Source organism: Corynebacterium sp. Marseille-Q2823 (assembly GCF_903645345.1).
Lineage (GTDB): Bacteria > Actinomycetota > Actinomycetes > Mycobacteriales > Mycobacteriaceae > Corynebacterium > Corynebacterium hiratae.
Genome location: NZ_CAHJXS010000006.1, coordinates 1 through 24,921 on the forward strand (window position 1 = coordinate 1; position 24,921 = coordinate 24,921).

At 61.3% G+C, this 24,921-nt stretch carries 22 protein-coding genes and 3 tRNA genes; 14 read left to right on the plus strand and 11 right to left on the minus strand.

All coding sequences use genetic code 11. The features are described from left to right. Window positions 1–549: 549 nt before the first annotated feature. The 4 genes from dnaN (at window position 550) to gyrB (ending at window position 5,628) form a co-directional block, all read left to right on the plus strand. Complete coding sequence (dnaN, locus tag HWX44_RS08045) at window positions 550–1,731, plus strand: DNA polymerase III subunit beta (RefSeq protein ID WP_046648700.1); 1,182 nt, start codon at window positions 550–552, stop codon at window positions 1,729–1,731. Between the two features lie 5 nt (window positions 1,732–1,736). Then, window positions 1,737–2,915: a DNA replication/repair protein RecF gene (recF, locus tag HWX44_RS08050; protein ID WP_175974091.1), complete on the plus strand. Its 1,179-nt coding sequence runs from the start codon at window positions 1,737–1,739 to the stop codon at window positions 2,913–2,915. Further along, window positions 2,908–3,450: a DciA family protein gene (locus tag HWX44_RS08055; protein WP_046648698.1), complete on the plus strand. Its 543-nt coding sequence runs from the start codon at window positions 2,908–2,910 to the stop codon at window positions 3,448–3,450. Before recF ends, HWX44_RS08055 begins: the two co-directional genes overlap by 8 nt. A gap of 129 nt (window positions 3,451–3,579) precedes the next feature. Further along, the gene (gyrB, locus tag HWX44_RS08060) at window positions 3,580–5,628 is read left to right on the plus strand and encodes a DNA topoisomerase (ATP-hydrolyzing) subunit B (RefSeq protein WP_070517653.1); all 2,049 of its coding nucleotides are present in this window, start codon (window positions 3,580–3,582) and stop codon (window positions 5,626–5,628) included. Window positions 5,629–5,744: 116 nt separating this feature from the next. Here the strand turns inward: gyrB and HWX44_RS08065 are convergent, their stop codons facing one another. From HWX44_RS08065 to HWX44_RS08080, 4 genes are read right to left on the minus strand one after another with little or no spacing between them, the layout of a single operon-like run. After that, complete coding sequence (locus HWX44_RS08065) at window positions 5,745–6,191, minus strand: DUF6918 family protein (RefSeq protein ID WP_175974093.1); 447 nt, start codon at window positions 6,189–6,191, stop codon at window positions 5,745–5,747. A gap of 10 nt (window positions 6,192–6,201) precedes the next feature. Next, a complete protein-coding gene (locus HWX44_RS08070) occupies window positions 6,202–6,648 on the minus strand; it encodes a hypothetical protein (protein ID WP_175974095.1) in 447 nt (148 codons plus the stop codon). A 50-nt stretch (window positions 6,649–6,698) separates the two neighbouring features. Beyond that, window positions 6,699–6,959: a cell filamentation protein Fic gene (locus tag HWX44_RS08075; RefSeq protein ID WP_070701391.1), complete on the minus strand. Its 261-nt coding sequence runs from the start codon at window positions 6,957–6,959 to the stop codon at window positions 6,699–6,701. Then, window positions 6,956–7,177 carry a CopG family transcriptional regulator gene (locus HWX44_RS08080; RefSeq protein ID WP_175974097.1) on the minus strand — a complete coding sequence of 74 codons (222 nt, stop codon included), beginning with the start codon at window positions 7,175–7,177 and terminating at the stop codon, window positions 6,956–6,958. Before HWX44_RS08080 ends, HWX44_RS08075 begins: the two co-directional genes overlap by 4 nt. A gap of 79 nt (window positions 7,178–7,256) precedes the next feature. Between HWX44_RS08080 and gyrA the strand changes: the two genes are divergently transcribed. The 5 genes from gyrA (at window position 7,257) to HWX44_RS08105 (ending at window position 12,700) form a co-directional block, all read left to right on the plus strand. Then, complete coding sequence (gene gyrA, locus HWX44_RS08085; protein ID WP_175974099.1) at window positions 7,257–9,845, plus strand: DNA gyrase subunit A; 2,589 nt, start codon at window positions 7,257–7,259, stop codon at window positions 9,843–9,845. 3 nt (window positions 9,846–9,848) lie between these two features. Beyond that, entirely contained in the window at window positions 9,849–10,196 is a 348-nt protein-coding gene (locus tag HWX44_RS08090; protein ID WP_046648692.1) for a DUF3566 domain-containing protein, read from the plus strand. A 101-nt stretch (window positions 10,197–10,297) separates the two neighbouring features. After that, window positions 10,298–10,374, plus strand: a tRNA-Ile gene (locus tag HWX44_RS08095). Window positions 10,375–10,383: 9 nt separating this feature from the next. Next, window positions 10,384–10,456 (plus strand) — tRNA-Ala (locus HWX44_RS08100). Window positions 10,457–10,948: 492 nt separating this feature from the next. After that, entirely contained in the window at window positions 10,949–12,700 is a 1,752-nt protein-coding gene (locus HWX44_RS08105) for a hypothetical protein (RefSeq protein WP_175974101.1), read from the plus strand. Window positions 12,701–12,925: 225 nt separating this feature from the next. Here HWX44_RS08105 and HWX44_RS08110 read toward each other — a convergent pair whose 3' ends face one another. Beyond that, window positions 12,926–13,840 (minus strand): polysaccharide deacetylase family protein, encoded by a 915-nt coding sequence (locus HWX44_RS08110; RefSeq protein ID WP_175974103.1) that lies wholly within the window; start codon window positions 13,838–13,840, stop codon window positions 12,926–12,928. A gap of 187 nt (window positions 13,841–14,027) precedes the next feature. On the opposite strand from HWX44_RS08110, the gene HWX44_RS08115 reads away from it, so the two are divergent. Then, window positions 14,028–14,100 (plus strand) — tRNA-Ala (locus HWX44_RS08115). Between the two features lie 57 nt (window positions 14,101–14,157). On the opposite strand, the gene HWX44_RS08120 is transcribed toward HWX44_RS08115, so the two are convergent. From HWX44_RS08120 to HWX44_RS08140, 5 genes are all read right to left on the minus strand, one after another. Next, window positions 14,158–14,688, minus strand: a complete 531-nt coding sequence (locus HWX44_RS08120; protein WP_175974105.1) for a GNAT family N-acetyltransferase — start codon at window positions 14,686–14,688, stop codon at window positions 14,158–14,160. 18 nt (window positions 14,689–14,706) lie between these two features. Next, the gene (locus tag HWX44_RS08125) at window positions 14,707–16,494 is read right to left on the minus strand and encodes an ABC transporter ATP-binding protein (protein WP_175974107.1); all 1,788 of its coding nucleotides are present in this window, start codon (window positions 16,492–16,494) and stop codon (window positions 14,707–14,709) included. Next, entirely contained in the window at window positions 16,491–18,035 is a 1,545-nt protein-coding gene (locus HWX44_RS08130) for an ABC transporter transmembrane domain-containing protein (RefSeq protein ID WP_175974109.1), read from the minus strand. Before HWX44_RS08130 ends, HWX44_RS08125 begins: the two co-directional genes overlap by 4 nt. Window positions 18,036–18,118: 83 nt before the next feature. Beyond that, window positions 18,119–18,322: a hypothetical protein gene (locus tag HWX44_RS08135; RefSeq protein WP_046648675.1), complete on the minus strand. Its 204-nt coding sequence runs from the start codon at window positions 18,320–18,322 to the stop codon at window positions 18,119–18,121. A 166-nt stretch (window positions 18,323–18,488) separates the two neighbouring features. Beyond that, complete coding sequence (locus tag HWX44_RS08140) at window positions 18,489–19,364, minus strand: hypothetical protein (RefSeq protein WP_071406942.1); 876 nt, start codon at window positions 19,362–19,364, stop codon at window positions 18,489–18,491. A 362-nt stretch (window positions 19,365–19,726) separates the two neighbouring features. Here HWX44_RS08140 and HWX44_RS08145 point away from each other — a divergent pair, with 362 nt between their 5' ends. Both HWX44_RS08145 and metE read left to right on the plus strand, forming a co-directional pair. Next, window positions 19,727–20,650 carry a methylenetetrahydrofolate reductase gene (locus tag HWX44_RS08145; protein ID WP_175974111.1) on the plus strand — a complete coding sequence of 308 codons (924 nt, stop codon included), beginning with the start codon at window positions 19,727–19,729 and terminating at the stop codon, window positions 20,648–20,650. After that, window positions 20,647–22,911 carry a 5-methyltetrahydropteroyltriglutamate--homocysteine S-methyltransferase gene (metE, locus tag HWX44_RS08150; RefSeq protein ID WP_175974113.1) on the plus strand — a complete coding sequence of 755 codons (2,265 nt, stop codon included), beginning with the start codon at window positions 20,647–20,649 and terminating at the stop codon, window positions 22,909–22,911. Before HWX44_RS08145 ends, metE begins: the two co-directional genes overlap by 4 nt. A gap of 27 nt (window positions 22,912–22,938) precedes the next feature. Here metE and HWX44_RS08155 read toward each other — a convergent pair whose 3' ends face one another. Then, window positions 22,939–23,577, minus strand: coding sequence for an HAD family hydrolase (locus HWX44_RS08155; protein WP_046648670.1), 639 nt, complete (start codon window positions 23,575–23,577; stop codon window positions 22,939–22,941). A gap of 69 nt (window positions 23,578–23,646) precedes the next feature. Between HWX44_RS08155 and HWX44_RS08160 the strand changes: the two genes are divergently transcribed. Together HWX44_RS08160 and HWX44_RS08165 are read left to right on the plus strand one after the other, a co-directional pair. Then, window positions 23,647–24,177, plus strand: a complete 531-nt coding sequence (locus tag HWX44_RS08160; RefSeq protein ID WP_046648667.1) for a peptidylprolyl isomerase — start codon at window positions 23,647–23,649, stop codon at window positions 24,175–24,177. 71 nt (window positions 24,178–24,248) lie between these two features. Further along, complete coding sequence (locus tag HWX44_RS08165) at window positions 24,249–24,893, plus strand: rhomboid family intramembrane serine protease (protein WP_175974115.1); 645 nt, start codon at window positions 24,249–24,251, stop codon at window positions 24,891–24,893. Window positions 24,894–24,921 lie beyond the last annotated feature (28 nt).

Sequence of the window (24,921 nt, forward strand, 5' to 3'; positions counted from 1 at the left end):
CCTCCCACCCCGCACAACCTCCCCGCGGGCGTGGGCCGGGGGCGTCTTTTTGATCGGCGAAAACTTATCCACATAGTTATTCACAGCTGTGTAATTCCACTCTTGTAATTTGTAGATCCTCGTCACGTTTTCTTCTTCCACAGCAGATCAGCGACCTCTTCAGCCTTGTGAGCAACCCTGTGATCAGCGGCGATAGATCTGGGGATGGATTGTGGATAACTTCGGCCCCGACCGAGTTACTCACATTTCTTGTCATTTGATCACAGTGATCCCACACCCTGACTCACAGATCGGTTCGCGGCTGAGAGCTTGGCCTTTGCTGGGTTGTCCACAGATCCCACAGCGCTTATTACTACTCCTATTTTGTTTTCTCCCTAACTAAGAAGAAAAAGGATGTGTGTGATTCGCCGGCGCCCAGCCTGCCCACACGGTCTCATCGAGGGCCGAAGAGGGTGAATGACAAAACTCCTGTGGTTCGGTGCTGATCCTGTAAGTTGGAGTGAGCTTGCAAGAATCTTCCATCCGGAACTAGAGGAGCGTCTCATCACCATGGAGCAGTCCGTGTCATTTCGCGTTGCCAAAGATGACCTCGCCAACGCCGTCGCGTGGGTTGCGCGCAGCCTGCCGTCGAAGGTCACCCAGCCGGTGCTGCGCGCCATGCTGATCACCGCGGATGACAATGGTTTGGAATTCACGGGCTTCGACTACGAGGTGTCGACTCGCGTGCGCATCGCCGGCATGGTCGATGAGCCAGGCCGCATCGCCGTGGCCGGTAAGTTGCTCTCTGACATCGTCGCTTCCTTGCCCAACAAGGAAATTGAGATGACGCAGGAGGACAACAAGGTTCTCTTGGTTTGTGGTTCCTCCCGCTTCGAGCTACCGCTCATCCCGCTGGATGATTACCCGCAGTTGCCGGTCCTTCCGGAGGTCACCGGCACGATCAACCCGCAGCTTTTCGTGGAAGCCATCAGCCAAGTTGTCGCCGCCGCCGGCAAGGACGACACCCTGCCCATGCTCACCGGCGTGCACATCGATATCAATGGCTCCCACGTGCAGATGACGGCGACGGACCGCTTCCGCCTGGCCATGCGCACCTTCGAGTGGGATCCGGTATCCCCCGACGTGGAGGCCAAGCTCCTCGTCCCGGCAAAGACGCTGCAGGAGACCGGCCGCTCCCTCGACACACACCTCAACATCCCGGTGGAGATCGCCGTAGGCACGGGTGAGAACATCGCTGCGGAAGGTTTATTCGGCCTGCATGCCGATAACCGCGAGACCACCACGCGCATGCTCGATGCAGATTTCCCGAATGTGGCACCCCTGCTGCCGAAGACCCACACGGCCATGGCCAGCATTGAGGTCGCACCGCTGCAGGAAGCCATCCGCCGCGTATCCCTGCTGACGGACCGCAACGCTCAGATCCGCATGGAGTTCAGCGAAGGTGAAGTGACCTTGGCCGCCGGCGCCGATTCCGGCCGCGCAAGCGAGTCCCTGCCCTGTGCTTTCAACGGCCGCGACAACTTCGTCATTGCGTTTAACCCGTCCTACCTCAAGGATGGTTTGGCCGTGGTCCACACGGACCGCGTGGTCTTCGGCTTTACCGAGCCCTCGCGCCCGGCGATTATGATTCCGGAGCCGGAGGAGCTGCCGGAGGCCAACGAGGATGGCTCTTTCCCCACCCCGGAGACTGACTTCACCTACCTGCTGATGCCAGTGCGCTTGCCGGGCTAGGCCATATGTTTATTCGCGATCTCGATGTCAGGGACTTTCGCTCCTGGCCCGAGCTCACTCTCAGGCTGCAACCGGGGATTACCCTTTTTATCGGCCGCAACGGTTTTGGCAAGACCAATATCGTCGAAGCCATCGGCTATGTTGCCCACCTGTCCTCGCACCGCGTCGCCCACGACGCCCCCCTCGTGCGCCACGGCGCAACCAACGCCCGCATTTCCGCCACGGCGGTCAACCAGGGGCGCGAGCTCACCGCGCACCTGCTCATCAAACCCCATGCAGCTAACCAGGCACAGATCAACCGCACGCGCCTGAAATCCCCGCGGGAGCTGCTCGGCGTGGTGCAAACCGTGCTCTTTTCCCCGGAGGATTTATCTCTCGTGCGGGGCGAACCGGCAACGCGCCGCCAGTATTTGGATGACATCATTGCCTCCCGCACTCCGCGCCTGGCGGGTATCAAGGCCGACTATGACAAGGTGCTCAAGCAGCGCAACGCGCTGTTGAAGTCGGCGTCACCGAGCCTGCGCCGCGGCTACAACGACAGCGACGGCGCCTCAGCGCTGGCAACCCTCGACGTGTGGGATACGCAGTTGTCTTCGCTCGGCGCGAAGGTGATCCAGGCACGCCTGGCGCTTGTCGACGAACTCCGCGAGCTCATCCCCGCCGCCTATGCCGGCCTGGCCCCGGAATCGCGCCCGGCGGCCATCGAGTACAAGTCCACGGTGGATACCTCCGACCGCGAGGTTATCGAGGCCATGATGCTCACCGAGCTAGCAAATAAACGCCAGCGCGAGATCGAGCGTGGCATCTCGCTCGTTGGCCCGCACCGCGATGACCTCGTTCTTAACCTGGGGACGAGCCCCGCCAAGGGCTTTGCCAGCCACGGTGAGACTTGGTCTTATGCCATCTCTTTGCGCCTAGCGGAGTTCAACCTGCTGCGCCAGGATGGCACGGATCCGATCCTCATCCTTGACGATGTCTTTGCTGAGCTCGATGCCAAGCGCCGCGAGAAGCTCGTCCATCTCGCCGCAGGCGCGGAACAAGTGCTCATCACTGCGGCGGTGGATGAGGATTTGCCCGGCAACCTACAGCCCATCGAGCGCTTTACCGTCAGCGTGCGCGATACCGACGAGGGCCGGGTCTCTGAGATCGCACCGTACGATGCGGGCGGTGAAAGCAATGACTGAGCAGGAATTTGATCCGGTCAAAGCGCTCTTTGAGCGCACCCGAAACACGTCGAAAAATCCGCCAAAGCTCAATAAACCGGCTCCCAAGATGAACCTGGCAGCTACATCGAATGAACAGCAGCCGAAGCCTTTTCGGCGCGGGCGGCCGAGTGGACCCGACGGTCGCCGCCGGCGCCGGAGCCTCGACATCCCTAGCCTGGGTGCGCAGATCCAACGCGAGATTGGCAAGCGCGGCTGGGAGCACGAACTAGCTCATGGCTGGGTCATGGGCAATTGGGAAAACCTCGTCGGCGAGCGCATCGCCGCGCATACCCAGCCGCTCACCATCAAGGAGCAGGTTGTCTACGTGGCGTGCGATTCCTCCAGCTGGGCCACCGAGTTGCGCTACCTGCAGCGGCCCATCTTGCAGAAGATCGCGGACCGCCTGGGCCCGGACGTGGTGGTTAAGCTCCACATTCAAGGACCCAAGCAGCACCGTAACTATGAGGGCCGCCAATGGGTCAAGCCGCAAGGTTCACAGGATACGTACGGCTGATCGGGGCGATCGCGAAATTCACGCAAATTTGGGGCTCTCACGGGCGTGCACTGTCCTCGCGTGGGGGGACACAGTGTAGAATGGCTAAAGTCTTAGATTTAGCTCTAGCCAAAAGGAGTACACGAATCCGTGGCTGAACAACACGCATATGATGCGGGGTCAATTACGATTCTGGAGGGCCTTGAGGCCGTCCGTAAGCGCCCCGGTATGTACATCGGTTCCACCGGTGCCCGCGGCCTGCACCACCTGATCTGGGAGATCGTCGACAACTCCGTCGATGAGGCAATGGCGGGCTATGCCGACAAGGTCATTGTCACCCTCCGTGAGGACGGGGGCATCGAGGTCATCGATAACGGCCGTGGTATCCCGGTCGAAATGCACGCCTCCGGTATCCCTACCGTCCAGGTGGTTATGACCCAGCTGCATGCCGGCGGTAAGTTCGACTCTGAATCTTATGCCGTGTCCGGTGGTCTGCACGGCGTGGGTATCTCCGTGGTCAACGCACTGTCCACCCGCGTCGAAGCGGACATCAAGCGCGATGGCAAGCACTGGTACCAGAACTTCAACAACGCTATACCCGATGAGCTGGTGGAGGGCGATAATGCCCGCGGCACCGGCACCACCATCCGCTTCTGGCCGGACCCGGAAATTTTCGAAACCGTCGAGTTCAACTACGACACCATTGCTCGCCGCCTGCAGGAGATGGCCTTCCTGAACAAGGGTCTGACCATTGTTCTGCGTGACGAGCGCGCCATCTCCAAGGAGCAGGCCGAGCTCGAGGAGATCGCCGAGGCCGGCGATTCCGCCGTCAGCCTGAGCTCCCTGGATAACAAGGACGAAGCCGGCCAGGAGGGCGAGGACGGCGAGGGCAAGACTTCCAAGAAGAAGAAGGAAGTCACCTACCACTACCCGAACGGTCTGCAGGACTACGTTGCGCACCTCAACAAGAATAAGTCCGCCATCCACCCCACCATCGTTGCCTTCGACGTTAAGGGTGAGGACCATGAGGTGGAAATCGCGCTGCAGTGGAACCAGGGCTACAAGCAGTCCGTCCACACTTTCGCCAACACCATTAACACTCACGAAGGCGGCACGCACGAGGAAGGCTTCCGCGCGGCTCTGACCACCCTGATGAACCGCTACGCCAAGGAGCACAAGCTCCTCAAGGAAAAGGATGGCAACCTCTCCGGCGATGACTGCCGTGAAGGCCTTGCTGCCGTTATTTCCGTCAAGGTGGCGGACCCGCAGTTCGAGGGCCAGACCAAGACCAAGCTCGGTAACTCGGAGATCCGCGGCTTTGTCCAGCGCTCTGTCAACGAGCACCTCAACGATTGGTTCGACGCCAACCCGGCCGAGGCCAAGGTCATTATCAACAAGGCCGTGTCCTCCGCGCACGCCCGTGTGGCCGCGCGTAAGGCACGTGAGTTGGTGCGCCGCAAGTCCGCCGGTGACCTCGGCGGCCTGCCCGGCAAGCTGGCAGATTGCCGCTCCAAGGATTCGAAGCTTTCTGAGCTTTACATCGTGGAGGGTGACTCCGCAGGTGGTTCCGCGAAGGGCGGCCGCGATTCCATGTTCCAGGCCATCCTGCCGCTGCGCGGCAAGATCCTCAACGTGGAAAAGGCCCGCATGGACAAGGTTCTCAAGAACGCTGAGGTCCAGGCCATCATCACCGCCTTGGGCACCGGTATCCACGAAGAGTTCGATATTTCGAAGCTGCGCTACGACAAGATCGTGCTCATGGCCGATGCCGACGTGGACGGCCAGCACATCGCCACGCTGCTTCTGACCCTGCTCTTCCGCTTCATGCCGCAGCTGGTCGAGGATGGCCACGTGTACCTGGCGAATCCGCCGCTGTACAAGCTGAAGTGGGGCAAGGGCCAGCCGGGCTATGCCTTCTCCGATGCTGAGCGTGACAAGCTGCTTGCCGAAGGCTTGGAGCAGGGACGCAAGATCAACAAGGACGACGGCATCCAGCGCTACAAGGGTCTGGGTGAGATGAACGCCTCCGAGCTGTGGGAGACCACCCTGGATCCGACGACCCGCGTCCTGCGCCGCGTGGACCTGGAAGATGCGCAGCGCGCCGATGAGCTCTTCTCCATCCTCATGGGTGATGACGTGGCCGCCCGCCGCTCCTTCATTACCCGCCGCGCGAAGGACGTTCGCTTCCTCGACGTCTAAAACATCTCAAAGCACGAGCCCACAGGGGAACAAGAGAAAGCAAGAAAAAGACCAGCCCTCAAAAAGAGGTGCTGGTCTTTTTTCGTCGGTGCCTGTGGCCCGGAAAGCTAATCCACTTATACGGTATCCATGTGGCGCTGCAGAACGCGGCCGATGGTCGCCACGTTGGGCTCCAAGATCGAAGAGGCCTTGCCACGCAGCGACTTGTAGGTCCGCGCGATGCCGGGGGCCTTAATGTCCTTGGCGGCCTTATCAGCCGCAGCCATGATGGCCTCGGTAACTTCGCCGCTGCGCCCGTCGAGGTAGGTGCCGAAATCGGACTGCTCAGAGCCTTCAAATTCCTTCCAGTAGGAATCCAGGGTGTTGAGCAGCTCCGGCAGCATCTGGTTGATTCCCTTGGACAGAACCTTGGAGTCTGCCTTCTTTGCGGCCACCAAAGCGCCCTTGAAGGCCATGCCGGTGATACCGGTCAGGGATGCTACGGCGTCGTCTGCTGCCGTGGACAAGTCCGCCACCACGGCGTTGCGGGTAGGAGACTGGAGGAGTTGGGAGAGGTTTGTCATACAGGCGAGCTTACTGTGCCGGGGCGCTGGAGCCCGCCTTGAGCGCGGCGATCTGGTCAGCAATCTCCGGGAAACCATTGGTGCGGGCCAGGCGCTCGAGGTCGAAGTCGAGGCCACCCTCGTAGAGACGGTTGTGCTCGGAGGAACCGGAGGAGCCTGCCATGCCGATTTGCGCGGCGAACTCATCTGCCTGGGCGCGCAGAGCTGGATTGTTGTCCACGACGAGCTTGAGCAGTGCTGCTGCAGCAGCGATGGAGCCGCCGATGATGAGCGTCATGTCGATGGGCGTGGAGCCGGTCAGGGAGGAGCCGCCTTCGCCCTGCTCGAAGTCGGGATTTACGTTGGCCTTCCAATCATCATTCGTGGTTTCAGCGCTCGCGGCGGGGGCTACGGAAGTGGTGAGGGTGGTAGCCACAACGCCGGCGGCGAGGAACTTCTTCAAAGACATAGAGGACATAGGGAATTCCTTTCTCAGAAGGGAATAGAGACTTCTTTATCACGTTTAACTTACATAACTTCTGCAACAGAAAGATAGACCTGCGCGCACAATCGCGCGAATTCTTCATTCTTTCCGCTCAACGCGGGCACTGAGCGCAAGACCGTCTCCAGCGACTGCGCGGCCGCGGCACGGCTGCCGTGCACGGCAATCCCCTCGATGGTTGCCGTGCTGGCAGCGGCCGCAGCGGCGAGGGCAGCGAAGTCAGTAATCCGTACACGATAGGACCGGCAAAACTCCCGCGCGATCACAATCAGTTGCTCAACACTCATTTGCGCGAGCCCCGAGCCTGGCGGATCTCCGCCTCCAATTCTGAACGCCCGGGCAGCAGCCGGCGGGCGGTGTCTTGCACGGCGGCCTCCGACAAGGTCCGTGCGGCCGCTGCGACGATGGCGCGCGCCACCGCCTCGTGCTTGGAAGTACCTTGCGCGGAAGCCAATAAGGTCAGCGCGTGGTCTTGCTCTGGGGTCAGGCGCAGTGTCATAGCCATGGTGGGAATGGTATCACGGTGATACCATTGTCGCGCCAGAAACCGTCCTATAAGGCCCCAAGCGGTACCATAGGGCCTTATGAGTGATAACAACGGTGATCTCTTCGATCGCATCCAACCAATTGACATCAATGAGGAGATGGAGTCGAGCTACATCGACTACGCCATGTCCGTCATCGTCGGCCGCGCCCTGCCGGAGGTGCGCGACGGCCTCAAGCCGGTTCACCGCCGCATCCTCTACGCCATGTATGACTCCGGCTACCGCCCAGACCGTGGCTACGTAAAGTCCGCCCGCCCGGTCTCGGACACGATGGGTCAGTTCCACCCGCACGGTGACTCCGCCATCTACGACACCCTCGTGCGCTTGGCCCAGCCGTGGAACATGCGCTACCCGCTGGTCGACGGCCAAGGTAACTTCGGCTCCCGCGGTAATGACGGCCCGGCAGCTATGCGTTACACCGAGTGCCGCATGACGCCGCTGGCCATGGAGATGGTCCGCGATATCCGCGAAAACACCGTCGATTTCGCACCGAACTACGACGGCAAGACGCAGGAACCGACGATTCTGCCCTCCCGCGTTCCGAACCTGCTGATGAACGGCTCCGGCGGTATCGCTGTCGGTATGGCCACCAACATTCCGCCGCACAACCTCAACGAATTGGCGGAAGCCATTTACTGGTTGCTTGATAACCCGAATGCTTCTGAGGAAGAAGCCCTGGCCGCCTGCATGGAACGCGTCAAGGGCCCAGATTTCCCGACTGCGGGCCTCATCGTGGGTGACCAGGGCATCAAGGATGCCTACACCACCGGCCGCGGCTCCATCCGTATGCGCGGCGTGACCTCCATCGAGGAGGTGGGCAACCGCCAGACCATCGTTATCACTGAGCTGCCCTACCAGGTCAACCCGGACAACATGATTTCCAATATCGCGGAGTCTGTGGTCAACGGCAAGATCGCCGGAATCGCCAAGATCGAGGATGAATCCTCTGACCGCGTGGGTATGCGCATCGTGGTCACCCTCAAGCGTGACGCCGTAGCCCGCGTTGTCCTTAATAACCTGTACAAGCACTCCCAGCTGCAGACCTCCTTCGGCGCCAACATGCTTTCCATCGTGGATGGCGTGCCGCGCACCCTGCGCCTGGATCAGATGCTGAGCTACTACGTGGCCCACCAGATCGAGGTCATCGTCCGCCGTACCCAGTACCGCCTCGATGAGGCCGAAAAGCGCGCCCACATTCTGCGCGGTCTGGTTAAGGCGCTCGACATGCTCGATGAGGTCATCGCGCTCATCCGCCGTTCCCCCACGGTTGATGAGGCACGCGAGGGCCTAAAGGCGCTTCTTGACGTCGACGATGTCCAGGCCGATGCCATCCTTGCCATGCAGCTGCGCCGCCTGGCCGCGCTGGAGCGCCAGAAGATTATCGATGAGTTGGCGGAGATCGAGGAGATCATCGCGGACCTCAAGGACATCCTGGCCCGTGAGGAGCGCCAGCGTCAGATCGTCCACGATGAGCTGGCGGAGATCGTCGAAAAGTACGGCGATGAGCGCCGTACCCAGATCGTTGCCGCTTCCGGCGACGTCAGCGATGAGGACCTCATCGCTCGCGAGAACGTCGTGGTCACCATTACCGCTACTGGCTACGCCAAGCGCACCAAGGTCGATGCTTACAAGGCCCAGAAGCGCGGCGGCAAGGGCGTGCGCGGCGCGGAGCTGAAGCAGGATGACATTGTGAAGAACTTCTTCGTCTGCTCCACGCACGATTGGATCCTGTTCTTCACCAACTTCGGCCGCGTCTACCGCCTCAAGGCCTACGAGCTTCCGGAGGCGGGCCGCACCGCTCGTGGCCAGCACGTGGCTAACCTGCTGGAGTTCCAGCCGGAGGAGAAGATCGCTCAGGTCATTCAGATCCAGTCCTACGAGGACGCCCCATACCTGGTCCTTGCTACCCAGCAGGGCCGCGTAAAGAAGTCCCGACTGACCGATTACGAGTCCGCACGTTCCGCCGGCCTCATCGCTATCAACCTCAACGAGGGCGATGCGCTGATCGGCGCCCAGCTGGTCAACGAGGGCGATGACATCCTGCTGACCTCTGAGCAGGGTCAGGCAATCCGCTTCACCGCGGACGATGACCAGCTGCGCCCGATGGGCCGCGCTACCGCCGGCGTGAAGGGCATGCGCTTCCGCGGCGATGACCAGCTGCTGTCCATGTCCGTGGTCAATGACGGCCAGTTCCTCCTGGTAGCTACCTCCGGCGGTTACGGCAAGCGCACCGCCATTGAGGAGTACACCCCGCAGGGCCGCGGTGGCCTCGGCGTGATGACCTTCAAGTACACGCCAAAGCGCGGCAAGCTCATTGCAGCAATCGCCGTCGACGAGGACGACGAGATCTTTGCCATCACCTCTGCAGGTGGTGTTGTCCGCAACGAAGTCAACCAGATTCGCCCGAGCTCCCGCGCCACCATGGGCGTGCGCTTGGTCAACCTGGCCGACGACGTCGAGCTGCTGGCTATCGACCGCAATGTTGAAGACGACGGTGAGGAGGACGCCCAGGCAGTTGCCAAGGGTGAAAAGTCTGTCGAGGACGTCAAGCCCGAACACCTCAAGCTTGGAGAGAACTCCAAGCCGGAAAAGGGCGAAGACAAGGACTCCGATAAGGACGAGGAGTAACCCATGATTGGACGAGAGCTTCAACTAGCCCGGATTTCGCCCATGTCGGCGTTCCGCGTTGGCTTGGCCATGTCCCTCGTCGGCCTCGTGGCCTGGATCATCGCCGTGTGCCTGCTGTACATCGGCCTTGACCAGGCGGGCATCTGGGATTCCCTCAACAGCCTTGTTGGCGGTGTCGGCGGCGGATTTGAGGTCTCCTTCGGATTGGTCGTCTCTGCAGCCGCCCTGTTCGGCGCCATCATCGCCGTCCTGATGACGATCCTGGCGCCGCTCATGGCTGTTATATATAACGCCATCGTGGACGTCTTCGGTGGATTCAAGATCCGCCTGCAAGATGAGCCGCATCAATAGCGATACAAAGTGAAGTAAAACCAGCTTCAAATACTGCATATGACCAGGCGATTTGTAATAAATCGCCGGTCCTATGTAGAGTAACTACTCGTTCCGGTCAAGGGCCTATAGCTCAGTCGGTTAGAGCGCATCGCTGATAACGATGAGGTCGCTGGTTCGATTCCAGCTAGGCCCACCACGGAACAATGGGGCATTAGCTCAATTGGTAGAGCATCTGCTTTGCAAGCAGAAGGTCAGGAGTTCGATTCTCCTATGCTCCACAATATAAATAAGGAAAGACGCTCAGCGACGACAACGAAGCTGGGTGTCTTTCCTTTTTCCACTTAAGCCCCACGAAGGCCCACAGGAACCACCCGTTCCAGGTATCAGGGGGAGTGAGGGGTGAAAATTGGGCCGACACCCTAGCAAGTGCAATGACATTCGTGTAATTATTACCCAGATAGGGGTAGTTCATTCACAGTTGTCACAAAGGTTCGAAATAGTTTCAATTTCAACTCCTGTATAGAAGAAGGCCATCTACCAGCAAAAATGCGAGGCATCGCCGCCAGCTGGTTGGAAAAAGTTTAAAAATAAGTTGTGTTTGACTGGAAAGACCCGCCAGACTTCGATAATCTTGCTGCAGCGACAAAAGCTGCACTACTCGTTGAGAATGTGAAGATCATTCATGAAGAACGATTGCTAGCGTCGCCCTACACGACGGTTATCGTAAGATAATTTTCACAGTCCGACCTCAACTCTCATAGGGGAATTACATGTTCAAGAACCGTGTTCGCACCGCCGCTCTCGCAGGTGCTATCGCAGTTGCCACCGGTGTCTCCGGTGTTGCAGTCCCGGCTTTCGCTCAGGACACCAACACTTCCAACATCCAGGGCGGCGGCTTCAACGAGCCGGACGCATCCCTGGGCAAGGACGTTGAAGCTAAGAACGTCACCGAGGCTCAGCTCCGCGATCTCGTAGCTGCAACCGACCACTACATCGTTAACAACAACCAGTTTGTTGAGCTGTTCAATGCAGCTTCTAACGCCAACACCGATGGTCTTGACCGCTCTGAGCAGGCAGACCACAAGGCTTACCAGGCTGCAGCCAACGAGGCTACCAAGCAGCTCGCACAGGCTGAGAAGAACGTTCAGGCTGCTCGCGCTTCCGTAGCTTACGCTCTGCAGAATGACAAGTCCGCAGACAAGGCTTGGGAGAACTACGAAGAGAAGGCCTTCGACTACAACACCACCGTCACCAACATCTCCGGTGGCAAGGTTTACGGCGACGGCGAGCCTAAGGAAGGCCTGCTGGCAAGCGACCTGAAGAAGGCCGAGGAGCTTTCGAAGAAGGTTAACCTTCCGGCACTTCAGGCTCCGAAGCTGAACCAGGTTGATCCGGAGGACTTCAACTCCGTTCAGAAGACCCCGGCAGAGAACATCAAGATCTTCGAAGAGACCATCGAGACCTACAAGGAGCGCCTCGATTACACCGGTTGGCGCGGTGCTGATGAGTCCGATAAGAACTACATCGACCGTGACTACATCCCGCTCGTTAAGGAGCTGATCGCTGACGCTGAGATGCTGCTCGAGCAGCTGAAGGCAGACGGTGCAGAGCTGGAAGAGGCTCGCAAGGCCGCCCTCGAGGCTTCCCGCGGTGCTCAGGGTAGCGACATCCTCGTACGCCAGGGCTACCTGGACCAGGCATACGCTCAGGTCCGCGTCCTGCGCGCAATGGAGACCGAGTTCGCTATCGGCGCTCGCGTCCTCGAGCTGCGTGAGTCTGACGAGAACGGCACCGTCGTTGTTAACGGCGAGCAGAAGACCCTGCGCGAGGCTTACGCTGAGCTCATCGCTCACAACACCGGCATTGTCTCCAAGGCCAAGAACGAAAACTACGAGGCTTACAAGGCACAGAAGGAGAAGTTCAAGGGCTTCAAGAACTGGGCTTCTGACAAGGCTAACTTCGACGGCAACCGCATCTGGGCTCCGCAGATTCCGGCCGACTTCGTGGACCCGGAGAGCCCGTGGGGCAACACCCTGGTCGCTGTCTGGGACGGCGGCACCGACGAGGAGCGCCTCGACTACCTGGCAATGAAGGTTGCTGCTCAGCAGGACTTCTTCGGCCCGAACAACACCAACCTTGAGTACGAAGAGGCTTACCGCCAGGTCCTCAACGCTGACAATGGCGTTAAGAAGGACATCGCTGACTCCAAGGCTGCTGAGGAGCAGGCTAAGGCTGAGAAGGAGCGCGCTGAGCAGGAGGCCAAGGAGCGCCAGCGTATCGCTGACGCCCTCGAGAACCTGGCTAACGGTGGCAACAAGGGCGGCGACAACGGCTCCAACGACGGCGCTACCAAGCCGGGCAACAACAAGGACGACAAGTCCTCCGACATCAAGGACAAGCTGTCCAACGATGGCAAGCCGACCCCGCTCGCTATCTTCGGCATCGTCGCTGGTGTCCTGGCCGCAATCGCAGCTGCTTTCCCGGCAATTGCTAAGGCTCTGAACATCAAGCTCCCCTTCTAATTCAAGCTAGCTTGAATCGGCTTCGCCCCTAACGGAGCCAGAGCTTAGGAAGCACCCCACCAAATGGTGGGGTGCTTCTTTTTGGTTTGTTAGCCCAGCTCCGAACCGGGTACACGGATTGTTCCCATTTCAGACGGACTCGCGCAAAGAAGATGCCGTAGGAGCAAGCTATTGTCTTAGCTTGCTCCTACGGCATGAGCTGATTTAGGGGTGTTGCCTTGTCGTCTAGCTGCTGAGGTACTGGCGTCCAGGTTCGGGGTTAGGGATGAGGGTGTCTAGCGATACTGGCTCTAAACCTTTGGCGCGGAGGCCGTCAATAACGCATGGGGCGGCGTCGACAGTCGTGGCGTGAATGTCATGCATGAGGATGATGTCGCCTGCTTGGGCGCCGTCAACGGCTGCTGCGCAGATATGGTCGGAGTTGCGGTCCTTCCAATCTAGGGTGTCAACGCTCCAGAGGGCTTGTGCTTGTCCGTTGTTCTTGGCCGCGTTGGCGACGGTTTGGTTTGTTGCGCCATACGGTGGGCGTACCCAACGAGGGCTCTCTCCTGTTGCTGCCGTGATGGCAGCGGCACCTGATTTGATTTCCGCGTCAACCTCATTCGCGGGAAGCTTGTTTAGTTCGCGGTGTGTATCGGTGTGGTTGCCAACTGTGTGGCCCTCCGCTTTCATGCGGCGGAGGAGCTCGGGATGGGCATAGGCATTGGGAGCTAGGACCATAAAGCTGGCGTGCGCGTCCTTGGCCTTCAAGGTGTCGAGAAGTTGGCCCGTCAATGCATCCGGGCCATCGTCGTAAGTGATGGCTACGCAATTGGAGCAGGTATCGTCCGCTATTGATTGGGATTTCGCCTTCTCAGTCTGGTTGGGCTTGTCTGCTTGTGGCTTCGTGCTCTGCTTCGTTACCGGGCGTGAGGAACCCGCAAAGACGGGATTCTCCTGAAGCTCCTTGGGCAGGGCCTTGTAGGCCTCGTACTCGATGCGGTCTACTTCCTTGCGCATGTCCTGCACAGTCGGAATCGTTGGCTGCGGGATGGATGGCTGCGGTAGTGTGGGTAGCTGTTGGGCAGTTGCCTGCTGTGGCACCGTAACGGTGGCAGCCAACGTGAGGGCGGCTACGGAGCGGAGGAGTATTCGGCGCATGACGACCTTCCACTAAAGTTTCAGAGACGACTCATTGTCCCTCTTTCGCGTGCTGTTTTCCGTGGTGACACGCAACTAATGAGGTGTGAGTTAACTAAAGTGACGAAAGTTACCGCGCTTGGTGGGGACTCTTCTGCCAGTCATGATTTCGCAGATGGGCACACAAGGAGTACGCTATGTAGTTGCTGGGGCATTAGCTCAATTGGTAGAGCATCTGCTTTGCAAGCAGAAGGTCAGGAGTTCGATTCTCCTATGCTCCACAAGGCGCTCACTGTGTGAGCGCCTTTTAAGTTTTCTGGTCTTTCTGAACTTGCTGATCAGTCTTCTTCTGATGTGTCCTTGTCGCTGCCTTCGGAATTGGCGTCGCTGCCGAAGCGCTTGACCAAGACGATGTGGCCATCTCTTTCGCTCACTGGCTCGAAGCCCAGATGGAGATACAGGCGGTGTGCGCGGTCGTTGTCTTTAGCCACTGAGAGCGAAATGCCCGGGGCGCCCATCTCCCGGGAGAGGTTAGTGGCGGCGTCGATCAGCAGGGTGCCAACACCCTGGCCCCGGAAGCGGGGCTCCACGGCCAATGCGAGCTCTGGAATACCTTCCGCCACGTGGCCAAATCCATGGCGTTCAGCCGTACCCCAGTTCAGCCACACGCCACCGGCGGGGACGTGGCCCTCCCAAGCGATGAAACCTCCGCGGGAAGGCTCCCAACCCCCGAGGGAATAGTCGAAACCTTCCTCGAAACCTTCAGGAAGTTCCTTGTGCTCATCGCCGAAAGTATCGGCAAGGAAGTTGATACGGGCCAGATAGGTGCGGTCGGCTTCAGTAAGGGAAAGAAGATGCATGAGCTCCATGGTAGGCGCGGAGAAGACCTATTTCCCATGCTCCCATTGGGCATAGGCCGAGGCATAGCGCCCGCCCAGAGCGATGAGGTCGGCGTGAGTGCCGTCCTCGACGATCTGGCCTTGTTCCATGACGATGATGCGGTCGGCCTCGCGGGCTTGGTCCAGGCGGTGGGCAACGACGAGTGAGGTGCGGTCTTTGGTGACGGCCTTGGCGGCGTGTTCGAGTACCTCGGCGTGCTCAGAGCCGGCCTCGGAGGTGGCCTCATCCATGATGAGTACTGGCGGTTGGCGCAGGATCATGCGGGCCAGTGAGAGCTGTTGCTCGGCCTCCGCGCCGATCTCTTCGTTGCCGGCGCCGATGAGCGTGTCCAGGCCTTGGGGTAGCCAGCGCGAATTCTCATCGAGGCCCACGGTGTTGAGCGCGCGCCACAGTTCCTCATCGCTGGCATCGGGTTTCGCCAACAGCAGGTCGCTGCGCAGCGTGCCGGAGAAGAGGTGGACTTCCTGAGTAATGAGGGCGACGTGCTCGGTGATCCAGGTATTCGGCACCGTGGCGGTATCAATCCCGTCGAGGCTGATGGTGCCCGTTGTGGGGTACTGCAGGCCCGCCACGAGGGAGGCGAGGGTGGATTTGCCCGCGCCGGAGGTGCCCACGAGGGCGGTGGTGGTGCCGGCGGTGAGGGTCAGGGAGACGTCGTTAAGCACTGGCGCCCCACCGGGGTAAGCGTAGGAGAGGTGCTCGATGGTGATGGTGGGGGCGTCGCTAAGCCGGGGAGTGTCCTTCTGGTTCGCGCTGGTGTGCGCGCTGTCCTCGAGGGTGGCCAGGGCGACGGCGCGGCCGAGGGAGGTCACGGAATGCTGAATCTCACCGGCGAAGAAGAGGATGTTGAAGACGTGGATCTCTAGGCGCATGACCAACACGGCGGCGGTGGCCTCACCAGGGGTCAGCCAGCCCCAGATCACCATGGGCACAGACATGAGGACAGAGCCCAGCAGCAGCCCGCGACTAGGCGGCCAACGATGCGGTGATGAGCGGACCTGTCGCCCAGGCTCCGTGTCCCAGGAGTAGCGCTCCATACGCGCGTGCGCCCAGTCTTTGAGTGAGAACTGGCGGAGGGTCTCCAGTGCGCGGATGGTGTCCAACAGCACGTTGTTGCGGTAGGCCTCCACCGAGGAGACCTCGTTGGCGATGGCGGGGATATCCCGCATGGTGCCGCGGATGAAGGGGTAGAGCAGACAACTCACCGCTATGAAGAGCAGCGCATAAGCGGGGTGGATGAAGAGCATCATGAGCGCGGTCAGCGGCAGCATGAAGAGGGTGAGCACCAAGCGGTCACCCATCATGGAGATGGCCATGACCACGGTGTCGATGTCCTTGGACAGGCGCGTGATGATGTTGCCGGTACCTAGCTCCATGACGGCCGGCACGGGGGCACCGAGGGTGGAATCTAGTGCTGAGGTGCGCAGATCCACCGAGAGTCGGCGGGTGGTGGAGGTGACCAGGTAGCGGCCCAGGGTGCGGCCGGTGACCTCCACGAGGAAGCCCACCGCGATGACGATGAGTGCGCCGACCATGGCTGTGCGTCCCGTGCCAAGGACGGGGAGCTCCACGCCCTGGATGATGTCGACGACGCGGCCGAGCACCTGGGAGACCAGGTTCATCATGATGACGGTGACAGTAAACAGGCCGAAGAAGAGGACGATGCCGAGCCTGCTGGGGGCACTGGGCAGGGTCTTCAGAAAACGCAGGCACTCCTGTGGGGAGGCGGGCGCTAAGGCATCCGCGCGGTCTGTGGTGGTGGGGTGGTTGCTCATAGCTCCACCACCTCATCGGCGTTGGCGGCCCACGTGGAGGCGGAAGTGATTACCACGGTGGTCTTGTCGGCGCGCAGTTCGCGCACGCGCTTGGCGACGTCCGCCAGGGTCAACGAATCCAGCCCCGTGGTGGGGTTATCGAGCACGAGAACGTCGGGATCGAGTGCGAGTGCGCGGGCCAGGGCGACGCGCTGGCGCTGGCCGCCGGAGAGGTTGAGGCCGGCCTCACCAATGGGTGCGGTGGGAAGCTCGCCGCCCGGGCCTAGCCCGCCTAGGCGGATAACAATGTCCTCGCAGGCGGAGGCGTGCAGGGCGTCGTGGGTTTGGGTTTGGGTTGCCGCGCGCAGCGGATCGACGTTGTCCTGCAAGGTGCCTTCCAGCACGGAGATGCGGTGCGGCACGCCGTTGATCGTTAGCGCACCCGAATCACGGTGCTCGGCGCGCGGTCGTGGCATACGCGGCGAGGAGAGCTCGATGGGCGTGCCGGTTGTCTTCTCGGTAGTGGTATCGAGCTGGCCCAGCAGCTCGCCAACACGCTCCACGGAGGCGCGTGCTCTGGCCCAGTTCTCGGTGAGCAGGCCCAGCGATACGCCGAGCGCGGTCAATGCCGGGGGTGCGAGCATGGTAATCGCCATCATGCCGCCGGGGGCAATGTGGCCTTCGAAGGTTTCCCAGGAGGTCCAGGCCAGGATGCCCACCGCAAAGGAGGCGGGGACCATCTGCCGCACCCAGGCCATGAGGGAGGACAGCTTGGCCTCGTGGAGCATGGTGGTTAGGGCTTCGTGAGCGGCGTCGGAAAAGCGCTGGCGGGCAATGTCCTTGGCGCCCAGGCCTTTGATAACGCGGGAACCTTGGGCGAAGTCCGTGGCGAGTGACAACGCGGTGTTTTCCAGCTGGCGGCGGCGCGCAGCAACCTTGGTCAGCGGCTTGGTGGTGGCCCACGAGGCTAGCGCGGTGGCGAGGGCACCGATCAGTAGGGCGGCGGAGACCTGCCAGGAAACCGGGGCGAGGCTGACCACGGCGCCTAAGAGGTAGCCGACCATGACGAGTGGGAAGTTGAGGATCTGCTTGAGTTGGCCGATGTAATGCGAATCCTCATCCATCGTGTTGAGCAGCCGGCCGGGGCTAATCCCGGCGGTCGAGGCACCCAGCAGCTTATCCAGCAGGTTCAGGCGCAGCGTGTGGGTGGTGCGGGCTTGACTCAGATCCGTGAAAGCATCCGCTGTGGCTTCGCAGATATAGGCGACGAAGAGGATGACCGCGGTGGCCGCAAGCGGCAAGGCTACGGTGCGCCAGGAGGGATCGGAAAAGGCATACTGCGTAGTGTGGCCGATGATGACCGAGACCAACGCGCCCAGCGGTGCGTTGATGAGGGTGGCGATGAAGATGCCGATGACGCCGGTGCGTTGGGCACCCAGCATCCGCCACGTGGCGGCGCCGGGCCGAGAGAAGTCGGTGGTCTCAGTGAGGGATACCTCCCCGGTAGGTGGTTCATCGGGGAGGTACCACGACCACGTCCGCATGCGTGGATAGTGAGTCATAAGGACTCATCTTATAGCGCAAGGCGCATAAGGTGGTGATTTAGATTACAGCGAAGAAGGATCGCTGTAACGGGTTGCGCGGCTTAAGCCAAGTGGTAGTTGTCCACGTCGTAGCCGTTGAACTCGCGGTCGACGCCGTAGTCATCGATGGAGGTGAACTGCGTGCCGTTTTCGATGGCAAAGCGCAGGTTATCCACGCGGGTGGACGGATCACCGCTGACGGCACCGGCCGGAAAATAGAAGGTGTCCCCACTCTTGAGCTTGACGATGAGTGATTCGAAGCTCATTCCTGATCTCCTTGCCTGCTGCTGATACGGTGGCGGCGCAAAACTGCGCGCGGGCACCGATCCATCACGATCGATGCCGATTAACCCTCGATTCAAGCAGGTCGGGCCCGTGCAGGCAAAGGAGTGAGATCAAGGCAACGAAACACGCACCCCCAAGGATGGGGGATTAGTTCTCCTCTTCGGTGTGGAGGCGGTGCTTGCCCTCGGACTCGTGGTCGTCGGTGATGCGGGAGGTGTCGGCATCCTTCTTGTCGGCGTTGCTGACCTCGATCTCGGTCTCGACGGCGTCCTGAATAGCGGTTTCTTCCTCGCGGTGCTTGGCCAGCTGCTCATCCAGGGAGCCCAACAGCTCCTCATCGCGCTCGACGACGCCTTCCTCAGCCAGGTCGGACTCCTTCTTGGCATCGTCCTCAGTGGTGGAGGTGTAGACCAAGGTGGAGCCCTGCGGTGCAGACGGGGAGGAGAAATCCTCCACGCGCGGCGGGACGGCGGACTCCTTCTCCTTCTTCTGGGTGAAGAAGTAGTAGATGCCACCGCCGATGGCGGCAAGGGCGGCAACGAGTGCAGAGATCAGCCAGATCTTCGAGCCCTTCTTCTTGTCCTTACCGCTGATGCGGCGGGCCTTCTTCTGCAGCTGGGCGCTGCGCTTCTGGGCTTTCTTTTCGGCCTTGGAGGCCTTCTTCTTGGCTTGCTTGCGGGCCTTGGAGGTCTTCTTTTCTGCCTGCTTCTGGGTCTTTTCCCACTGCTTGGAGGCCTTGTCCTGGGCCTCCGCGGCAGCTTCGGAGAGCTTCTCGGTGGCTTCTTCGCTGCGTTCCTTGAGCTCTTCCAGGGCGCGCTCGAGGCGGGAGTGCGCGGCCTTGGTTACGGCACCCGCTTCGCGGCGGGCCTCGGAGAACCAGTCGCCATCGCGTTCTTCCATGCGGGCGGCGGCGGTCTCTAGGACGGAGTAGGCCTCGCGAGCCTTCTCATCGCGGCGTTCCTTGAGGCGCTCCACCAGGGCGGAGGTGGCGCTGATGGCTGTGGACAGGGCGGCGGGGTTCATGGGCTCAGGTGCTCCTTTATGTCAATGCTGAGGTGATGTGTGTTGGACAACTGTTTATGGAGTGATTGTCGGCGCCGAACCGGGTGTGTCCGCGTTCGCGCTGGGTACTCCCTTTCAGCGTAGTGGCGGCGCGCAGGTCCCGCCACCAGATGCGCCAGGTCGCGAGCTGTCCAAAGAAAATAGACAGCTTTGTACGGATGGGCCGGGTTTTTATTCACTAGCGCTATGGGCTAACAGTGCAGCTGACTGAGTTCTAAAGGTATTACCAAAGCAAAAAGCCTTTCGTGCGAAATGGACAGCTTGGTACGTTTTGGAACATCAACCCCGACGATAAACAACGATAACCTGCAGAGGAGGTGAGCATGTCCCCGCGACTTTCCGCATCCGCGCCACTAGACCAAATCAGCGAAGATACGCCTAGGGAGCTCAAGCGCACCGCTCTCTCCTTCGAGGTGATCCCGCCGCGCCACGACGCGGATGCTGCGAAGATTGACCGCTTATTGGCCACGCTCGCCGCGTATAACCCCGATTACATCGCCGTTACCAGCTCCCAGCGCTCCGGGTGGCTGGAGGGAACCGCGGCGTTTATTGAGAAGATTTCGCGCGATACCGCGATGCGTCCTCTGGCCCACCTGGCCTGCACCGCCGGCACAGAGGAAGAGCTCGTTGGCTGGATCGACACGCTGGTCGACGCCAGCGTCCGCGGCCTCCTCGCCCTCCGCGGCGATCTGCCGGAGGGCGGCATGCCCGAAGGTCACCTGCCGCACGCTGATTCCCTGGTCCGGCTCATTCGCCGCTGGGAATCGGACCGCGTGGCGCGCTTGGCGGCCGGGCGCTTGGCGGTGGGTGTGGCCTGCTATCCCAATGGCCACGCCGAGTCCGCCACGCCGGACGAAGACATCGACGTCCTTTTGGCTAAGCAGCGCCTGGGCGCTGATTTCGCCATTACCCAGCTTTTCTTTGATGCGGAGGATTACGTCCGCTTTGCCCAGCGCGCCCGGCTGGCGGGTGTGCGCATTCCGCTCATCCCCGGGATCATGCCTATGACTAGTCGTGCTCGGGTGGAGCGAATGTGCCAGCTGTCCGGGCTGGATGGGCCGACCAAGGTCCTCGACCAACTCGCGGCAGCGACCTCACCCGAGGAAGAACAAGAAATAGGCATGCAGATTACAGCCTCATTGGCGCAATCCGTGCTGAACGCCGGCGCCGACGGGCTGCACATCTACACGCACAACAATCCAGACATTACAACTGACCTGCTACATCGAATTGGAGTCATCCCATGACCGCATCCTTCCCCAAGGCCACGATTGAGGGCTACCCGCGCGTTGGCGCCCACCGCGAGCTCAAGCGCGCGCTGGAGTCCTACTGGTCCGGCAAGATCGACGCTGAGACCTTCGAGTCCGCCGCGCACTCCCTACGCCTCGATACCTATGCTCGCCTCAAGGAGCTGGGCCTCACTGAGGATTACGCCATTCCGGCTGACGTCGCCTACTACGACCACGTCCTCGAGACCGCACTGACCGTGGGTGCGGTCGAGGGCGAGAGCCTCGATGATGAGTTCACCCTGGCCCGCGGTAACAAGGACACCGCTCCGTTGGAGATGACCAAGTGGTTCGACACCAACTACCACTACATTGTTCCTGAGATCACCGATGACCAGACCTTTAGCGCCCGCCCGCAGCGCGTGCTGAAGATCGTCGAGGAGGCCCGCGCCGCCGGCCACACCGTGCGCCCGGTCCTCGTTGGCCCGGTGACTCTGCTGGCCCTGTCCAAGCAGGCTGAGGGCGCCACCAAGCAGCCCCTGGACCACCTCGATCAGGCAGTCGAGTCCTACCTCACCGTCTTGGCTGAGCTTCACGACGCCGGCGTCGAATGGATTCAGCTCGCCGAGCCCGCCCTGGTCGCCGACCTCGTCGCCGCTGACGACTCCACCCTCGCCGCCGCACTCAAGAGTGCCTACGGCCGCATCCTGAGCGCGGAGAAGCGCCCGCAGGTTTACCTGACCACGCCCTATGGTTCCCTCAACGCTGGCCTCGATGTCATCGCCGAGCTGCAGCCGGAAGCGGTCCAGGTGGATCTGTCCGTCGGCACCCTGGCCCTAGATAATTCCTACCTCGAGCGCGTGGCCAAGCTCGCCGAGGCCACCCACCTCGCCGCCGGCCTGGTCGACGGTCGCAACGTCTGGGCCGCCAACCTGCGCGACCTGCGCGAGAAGCTCGAGAGCCTCGGCGAAGGCGTTTCCGTAACCACCTCCGTGTCCCTCCAGCACGTGCCGCACACCGTGGAGGCGGAGACCTCCCTTCCGGTGGACGTCGCCACCTGGTTCGCCTTCGCTGATGAGAAGATCCGCGAGGTCGTCGCACTCGCCGCCGGCCCGCTGGACACCCCGGAGGCCTATGCGCAGGCCGACCGCGCCGTGCGCACCCGCGCCGAGTCCTCCCGCACCCACGACCAGGCAGTGCAGGACCGCACCGCGCAGCTGCCGGAGGGCCAGGTTCAGCGCCAGCCGGAGTTCGCCGAGCGCAACAAGGCACAGGAGGCCCTCGGCCTGCCGCAGCTGCCGACCACCACCATCGGCTCCTTCCCGCAGACTGCTGAGATTCGCGCCGCCCGCGCCGCACACCGCAAGGGCGAGCTCTCCGACGCCGACTACACCGAGGCACTGCGCAACGAGGTGAAGTCCGTCATCGAGCTGCAGGAGCGCCTGGGCCTGGACGTCCTGGTCCACGGCGAGCCGGAGCGCAACGACATGGTGCAGTACTTCGCCGAGCTTCTCGACGGCTTCGTCGTCACCGAGAACGGTTGGGTCCAGTCCTACGGCTCCCGTTGCACCCGTCCGCCAATCGTCGTCGGCGACATCTCCCGCCCGAAGGCCATGACCACCGAGTGGGCGAAGTTCGCGCAGTCCCTGTCCGAGAAGCACGTCAAGGGTATGCTCACCGGCCCGGTGACCATCCTGGCCTGGTCCTTCGTGCGTGATGACGTCCACCAGTCCGTCTCCGCCGACCAGCTCGGCGTGGCGCTGGCCGACGAAGTCCGCGACCTCGAGGAAGCCGGCATCGACATCATCCAGATCGATGAGCCCGCCCTGCGCGAGCTGTTGCCGCTGCGCGAGAAGGACCGCAAGGCCTACCTCGACTGGGCGGTGCGCTCCTTCCGCCTCGTAGCACTCGAGGCCAAGCCGACCACTCAGATCCACACGCACCTGTGTTACTCGGAGTTCGGCCAGATCATCGACGCCGTCGCCGGCCTCGACGCCGACGTCACCTCCATCGAGGCGGCCCGCTCCCGCATGGAGCTGCTCGAGGACATCGATGAGAAGTTCCACTCCGAGATCGGCCCGGGCATCTACGACATCCACTCCCCGCGCATCCCGTCCGTGGCGGAGATGGCCGAGCTCATCCGCGCCGCTCTGAAGAACGTGCCTGTGGAGCGCTTGTGGGTCAACCCGGACTGCGGCCTGAAGACCCGCGGCTACGAGGAGACCGAGGCCTCCCTGCGCAATATGGTCCTCGCCCGCGACGAGGTCCGCTCTAGCCTCTAGAGGTTTAAATCTTTGGATTTAAACCTTTTAAAAGTAGCCCATCGCCGTCAGCTCACTGAGCGCGGCGATGTCTCCGTTTCCGGCCCTATCGAAGTGCAGCGCTTTGAGCCCCGCGGCCCGGGCGCCCTCGACATCATTGGCCACCGAATCACCGATCATCAGCGTGGAGCCAGGCTCCACTTCCAGTCGCCGACAAGCCTCAAGGTAGGCCTCTCGGTGCGGCTTCGGATGGCCCATCTCCACGGTGGGGAAGAGCTCAACGCCTGGCAGGTCGAGCCCGCCTGCCCGCAGTTTGCCCATTTGCATGTCTCGCGCCCCATTCGTGAGCACACCGACCTTGAGCCCTAAATCCAGGACATACTCGAGTGCTTCCCGCGCGCCCTCCACCGCGCACCAATGCTTCTCGTAGGCGGCTAGGTACTTGGCATATTCCGCCAGCGCCTCCTGCTCCGTCATCTCCGGGCGGCCCAGGAACTCGCGGCAGCGCTCCACCCGCTGGCCCTGATGAGAAACCTCGCCGCGCTCGTAGGCGGCGAACCACTTCTTTTCAATTTCCGCGAAGCGCTCGTGATGCCCGCCTGGCAACCACTCCTCAACGGCTGCGTGCATCGCGGCGGTGTGGTCCATGAGGGTGTCATCGAGATCGAAGAGAATGGCGCGGATCATGCTTGTAACCCTACGCAGATCGCTCACAGCGTTGTGCCGGAACGACGCACCGGGCGAAATTTCCATACAATGGCTGGCATGACTCAGAAGACCGCAACTGCAACGATGCACACCAACTACGGTGACATTGTTATCGACCTGTTCGGTAACCACGCACCGGTAACCGTTGAGAACTTCATCGGCCTGGCCAAGGGCGAGAAGGACTACACCACCCAGAACGCCAAGGGCGAGCAGTCCGGCCCGTTCTACGATGGCGCTATTTTCCACCGCGTCATCGACCAGTTCATGATCCAGGGCGGTGACCCCACCGGTACCGGCCGTGGCGGCCCCGGCTACCAGTTCCAGGATGAGTTCCACCCGGAGCTGCAGTTTGACCGCCCGTTCCTGCTGGCCATGGCGAATGCCGGCCCGGGCACCAACGGCTCCCAGTTCTTCATCACCGTGGCGCCGACCCCGCACCTGAACAACCACCACACCATCTTCGGTGAGGTCACCGACCCGGCTTCCCAGGAGGTCGTGTCCAAGATTGCTAAGGTCTCCACCGACCGCATGGACCGTCCGGCTGAGGACGTCGTCATCGAGTCCATCGAGATCGCCTAAGCGTTCTTAGCTTTTCATCTGAGCCCGCTGCCACGTGATGTGGTGGCGGGCTCGTTGTTTTAGGAGTCTGCGTGAAGAGCTATCTGAAATCAGCACCGGCCACTCTGGTGCTCATGGTGCTGTGCATTGGGGCATGGTTGGTCACGGCCATCCAGGCCAAGACCCTCTCTACGCCCTACTATCGCAGCTTGCTGGCCCAAGATTGGACGCTGTGGGGCCCTGAAGTGTCCGAGCACCCCCCAACTGTCATTACCGCAGGCTTTATGCATCTCGATGCCGGGCACCTTTTGGTCAACATGGTGATGCTGTTCTTTGTGGGCAGGGAAGTAGAGCGCGCTCTGGGCAGCGCGCTGTATGTAGCGGCCTATCTCATCTCCATTGTGGGCTCTTCCGCCGCAGTGCTGTGGATGGATTTCGGCACACCCACGGTGGGCGCCTCCGGCGCCCTGTTTGCGCTCATGGGACTACTCATTGGTGTGTACCGCAGCCGCGGTCTGGATCTGCGAGCGCCCATCGTCCTCGTGGTGGCCAACGTTATCTACAGCTTCGTGGCGGAGAACGTCTCCGTGTGGGGGCACTTGGGTGGTTTGTTCACAGGACTGCTGTTGGCACCATTTCTCTTTCGTCAGCGCGCGTGGCTGCGTTGGCTAGGGATATGGCTTATCGGGGCGATAGCTGTTGTTGCAGCGGCGCTGGGAGCTGGGCTTTGGGGATAACTTGGGCGTGTTATCCACCAAAACCTTT

Bases quoted from the DNA above. Each gene is read 5' to 3' on its own strand.
- HWX44_RS08080 (WP_175974097.1), bottom strand. From the start codon at position 7,177: ATGGCTATGACACTGCGCCTGACCCCAGAGCAAGACCACGCGCTGACC.
- HWX44_RS08135 (WP_046648675.1), bottom strand. From the start codon at position 18,322: ATGAGCTTCGAATCACTCATCGTCAAGCTCAAGAGTGGGGACACCTTC.
- HWX44_RS08160 (WP_046648667.1), top strand. From the start codon at position 23,647: ATGGCTGGCATGACTCAGAAGACCGCAACTGCAACGATGCACACCAAC.
- HWX44_RS08065 (WP_175974093.1), bottom strand. From the start codon at position 6,191: ATGACAAACCTCTCCCAACTCCTCCAGTCTCCTACCCGCAACGCCGTG.
- metE (WP_175974113.1), top strand. From the start codon at position 20,647: ATGACCGCATCCTTCCCCAAGGCCACGATTGAGGGCTACCCGCGCGTT.
- HWX44_RS08070 (WP_175974095.1), bottom strand. From the start codon at position 6,648: ATGTCCTCTATGTCTTTGAAGAAGTTCCTCGCCGCCGGCGTTGTGGCT.
- gyrA (WP_175974099.1), top strand. From the start codon at position 7,257: ATGAGTGATAACAACGGTGATCTCTTCGATCGCATCCAACCAATTGAC.
- HWX44_RS08125 (WP_175974107.1), bottom strand. From the start codon at position 16,494: ATGAGCAACCACCCCACCACCACAGACCGCGCGGATGCCTTAGCGCCC.
- HWX44_RS08090 (WP_046648692.1), top strand. From the start codon at position 9,849: ATGATTGGACGAGAGCTTCAACTAGCCCGGATTTCGCCCATGTCGGCG.
- HWX44_RS08140 (WP_071406942.1), bottom strand. From the start codon at position 19,364: ATGAACCCCGCCGCCCTGTCCACAGCCATCAGCGCCACCTCCGCCCTG.
- HWX44_RS08120 (WP_175974105.1), bottom strand. From the start codon at position 14,688: ATGGAGCTCATGCATCTTCTTTCCCTTACTGAAGCCGACCGCACCTAT.
- dnaN (WP_046648700.1), top strand. From the start codon at position 550: ATGGAGCAGTCCGTGTCATTTCGCGTTGCCAAAGATGACCTCGCCAAC.
- HWX44_RS08110 (WP_175974103.1), bottom strand. From the start codon at position 13,840: ATGCGCCGAATACTCCTCCGCTCCGTAGCCGCCCTCACGTTGGCTGCC.
- HWX44_RS08055 (WP_046648698.1), top strand. From the start codon at position 2,908: ATGACTGAGCAGGAATTTGATCCGGTCAAAGCGCTCTTTGAGCGCACC.
- recF (WP_175974091.1), top strand. From the start codon at position 1,737: ATGTTTATTCGCGATCTCGATGTCAGGGACTTTCGCTCCTGGCCCGAG.
- HWX44_RS08145 (WP_175974111.1), top strand. From the start codon at position 19,727: ATGTCCCCGCGACTTTCCGCATCCGCGCCACTAGACCAAATCAGCGAA.
- HWX44_RS08155 (WP_046648670.1), bottom strand. From the start codon at position 23,577: ATGATCCGCGCCATTCTCTTCGATCTCGATGACACCCTCATGGACCAC.
- HWX44_RS08105 (WP_175974101.1), top strand. From the start codon at position 10,949: ATGTTCAAGAACCGTGTTCGCACCGCCGCTCTCGCAGGTGCTATCGCA.
- HWX44_RS08075 (WP_070701391.1), bottom strand. From the start codon at position 6,959: ATGAGTGTTGAGCAACTGATTGTGATCGCGCGGGAGTTTTGCCGGTCC.
- HWX44_RS08130 (WP_175974109.1), bottom strand. From the start codon at position 18,035: ATGACTCACTATCCACGCATGCGGACGTGGTCGTGGTACCTCCCCGAT.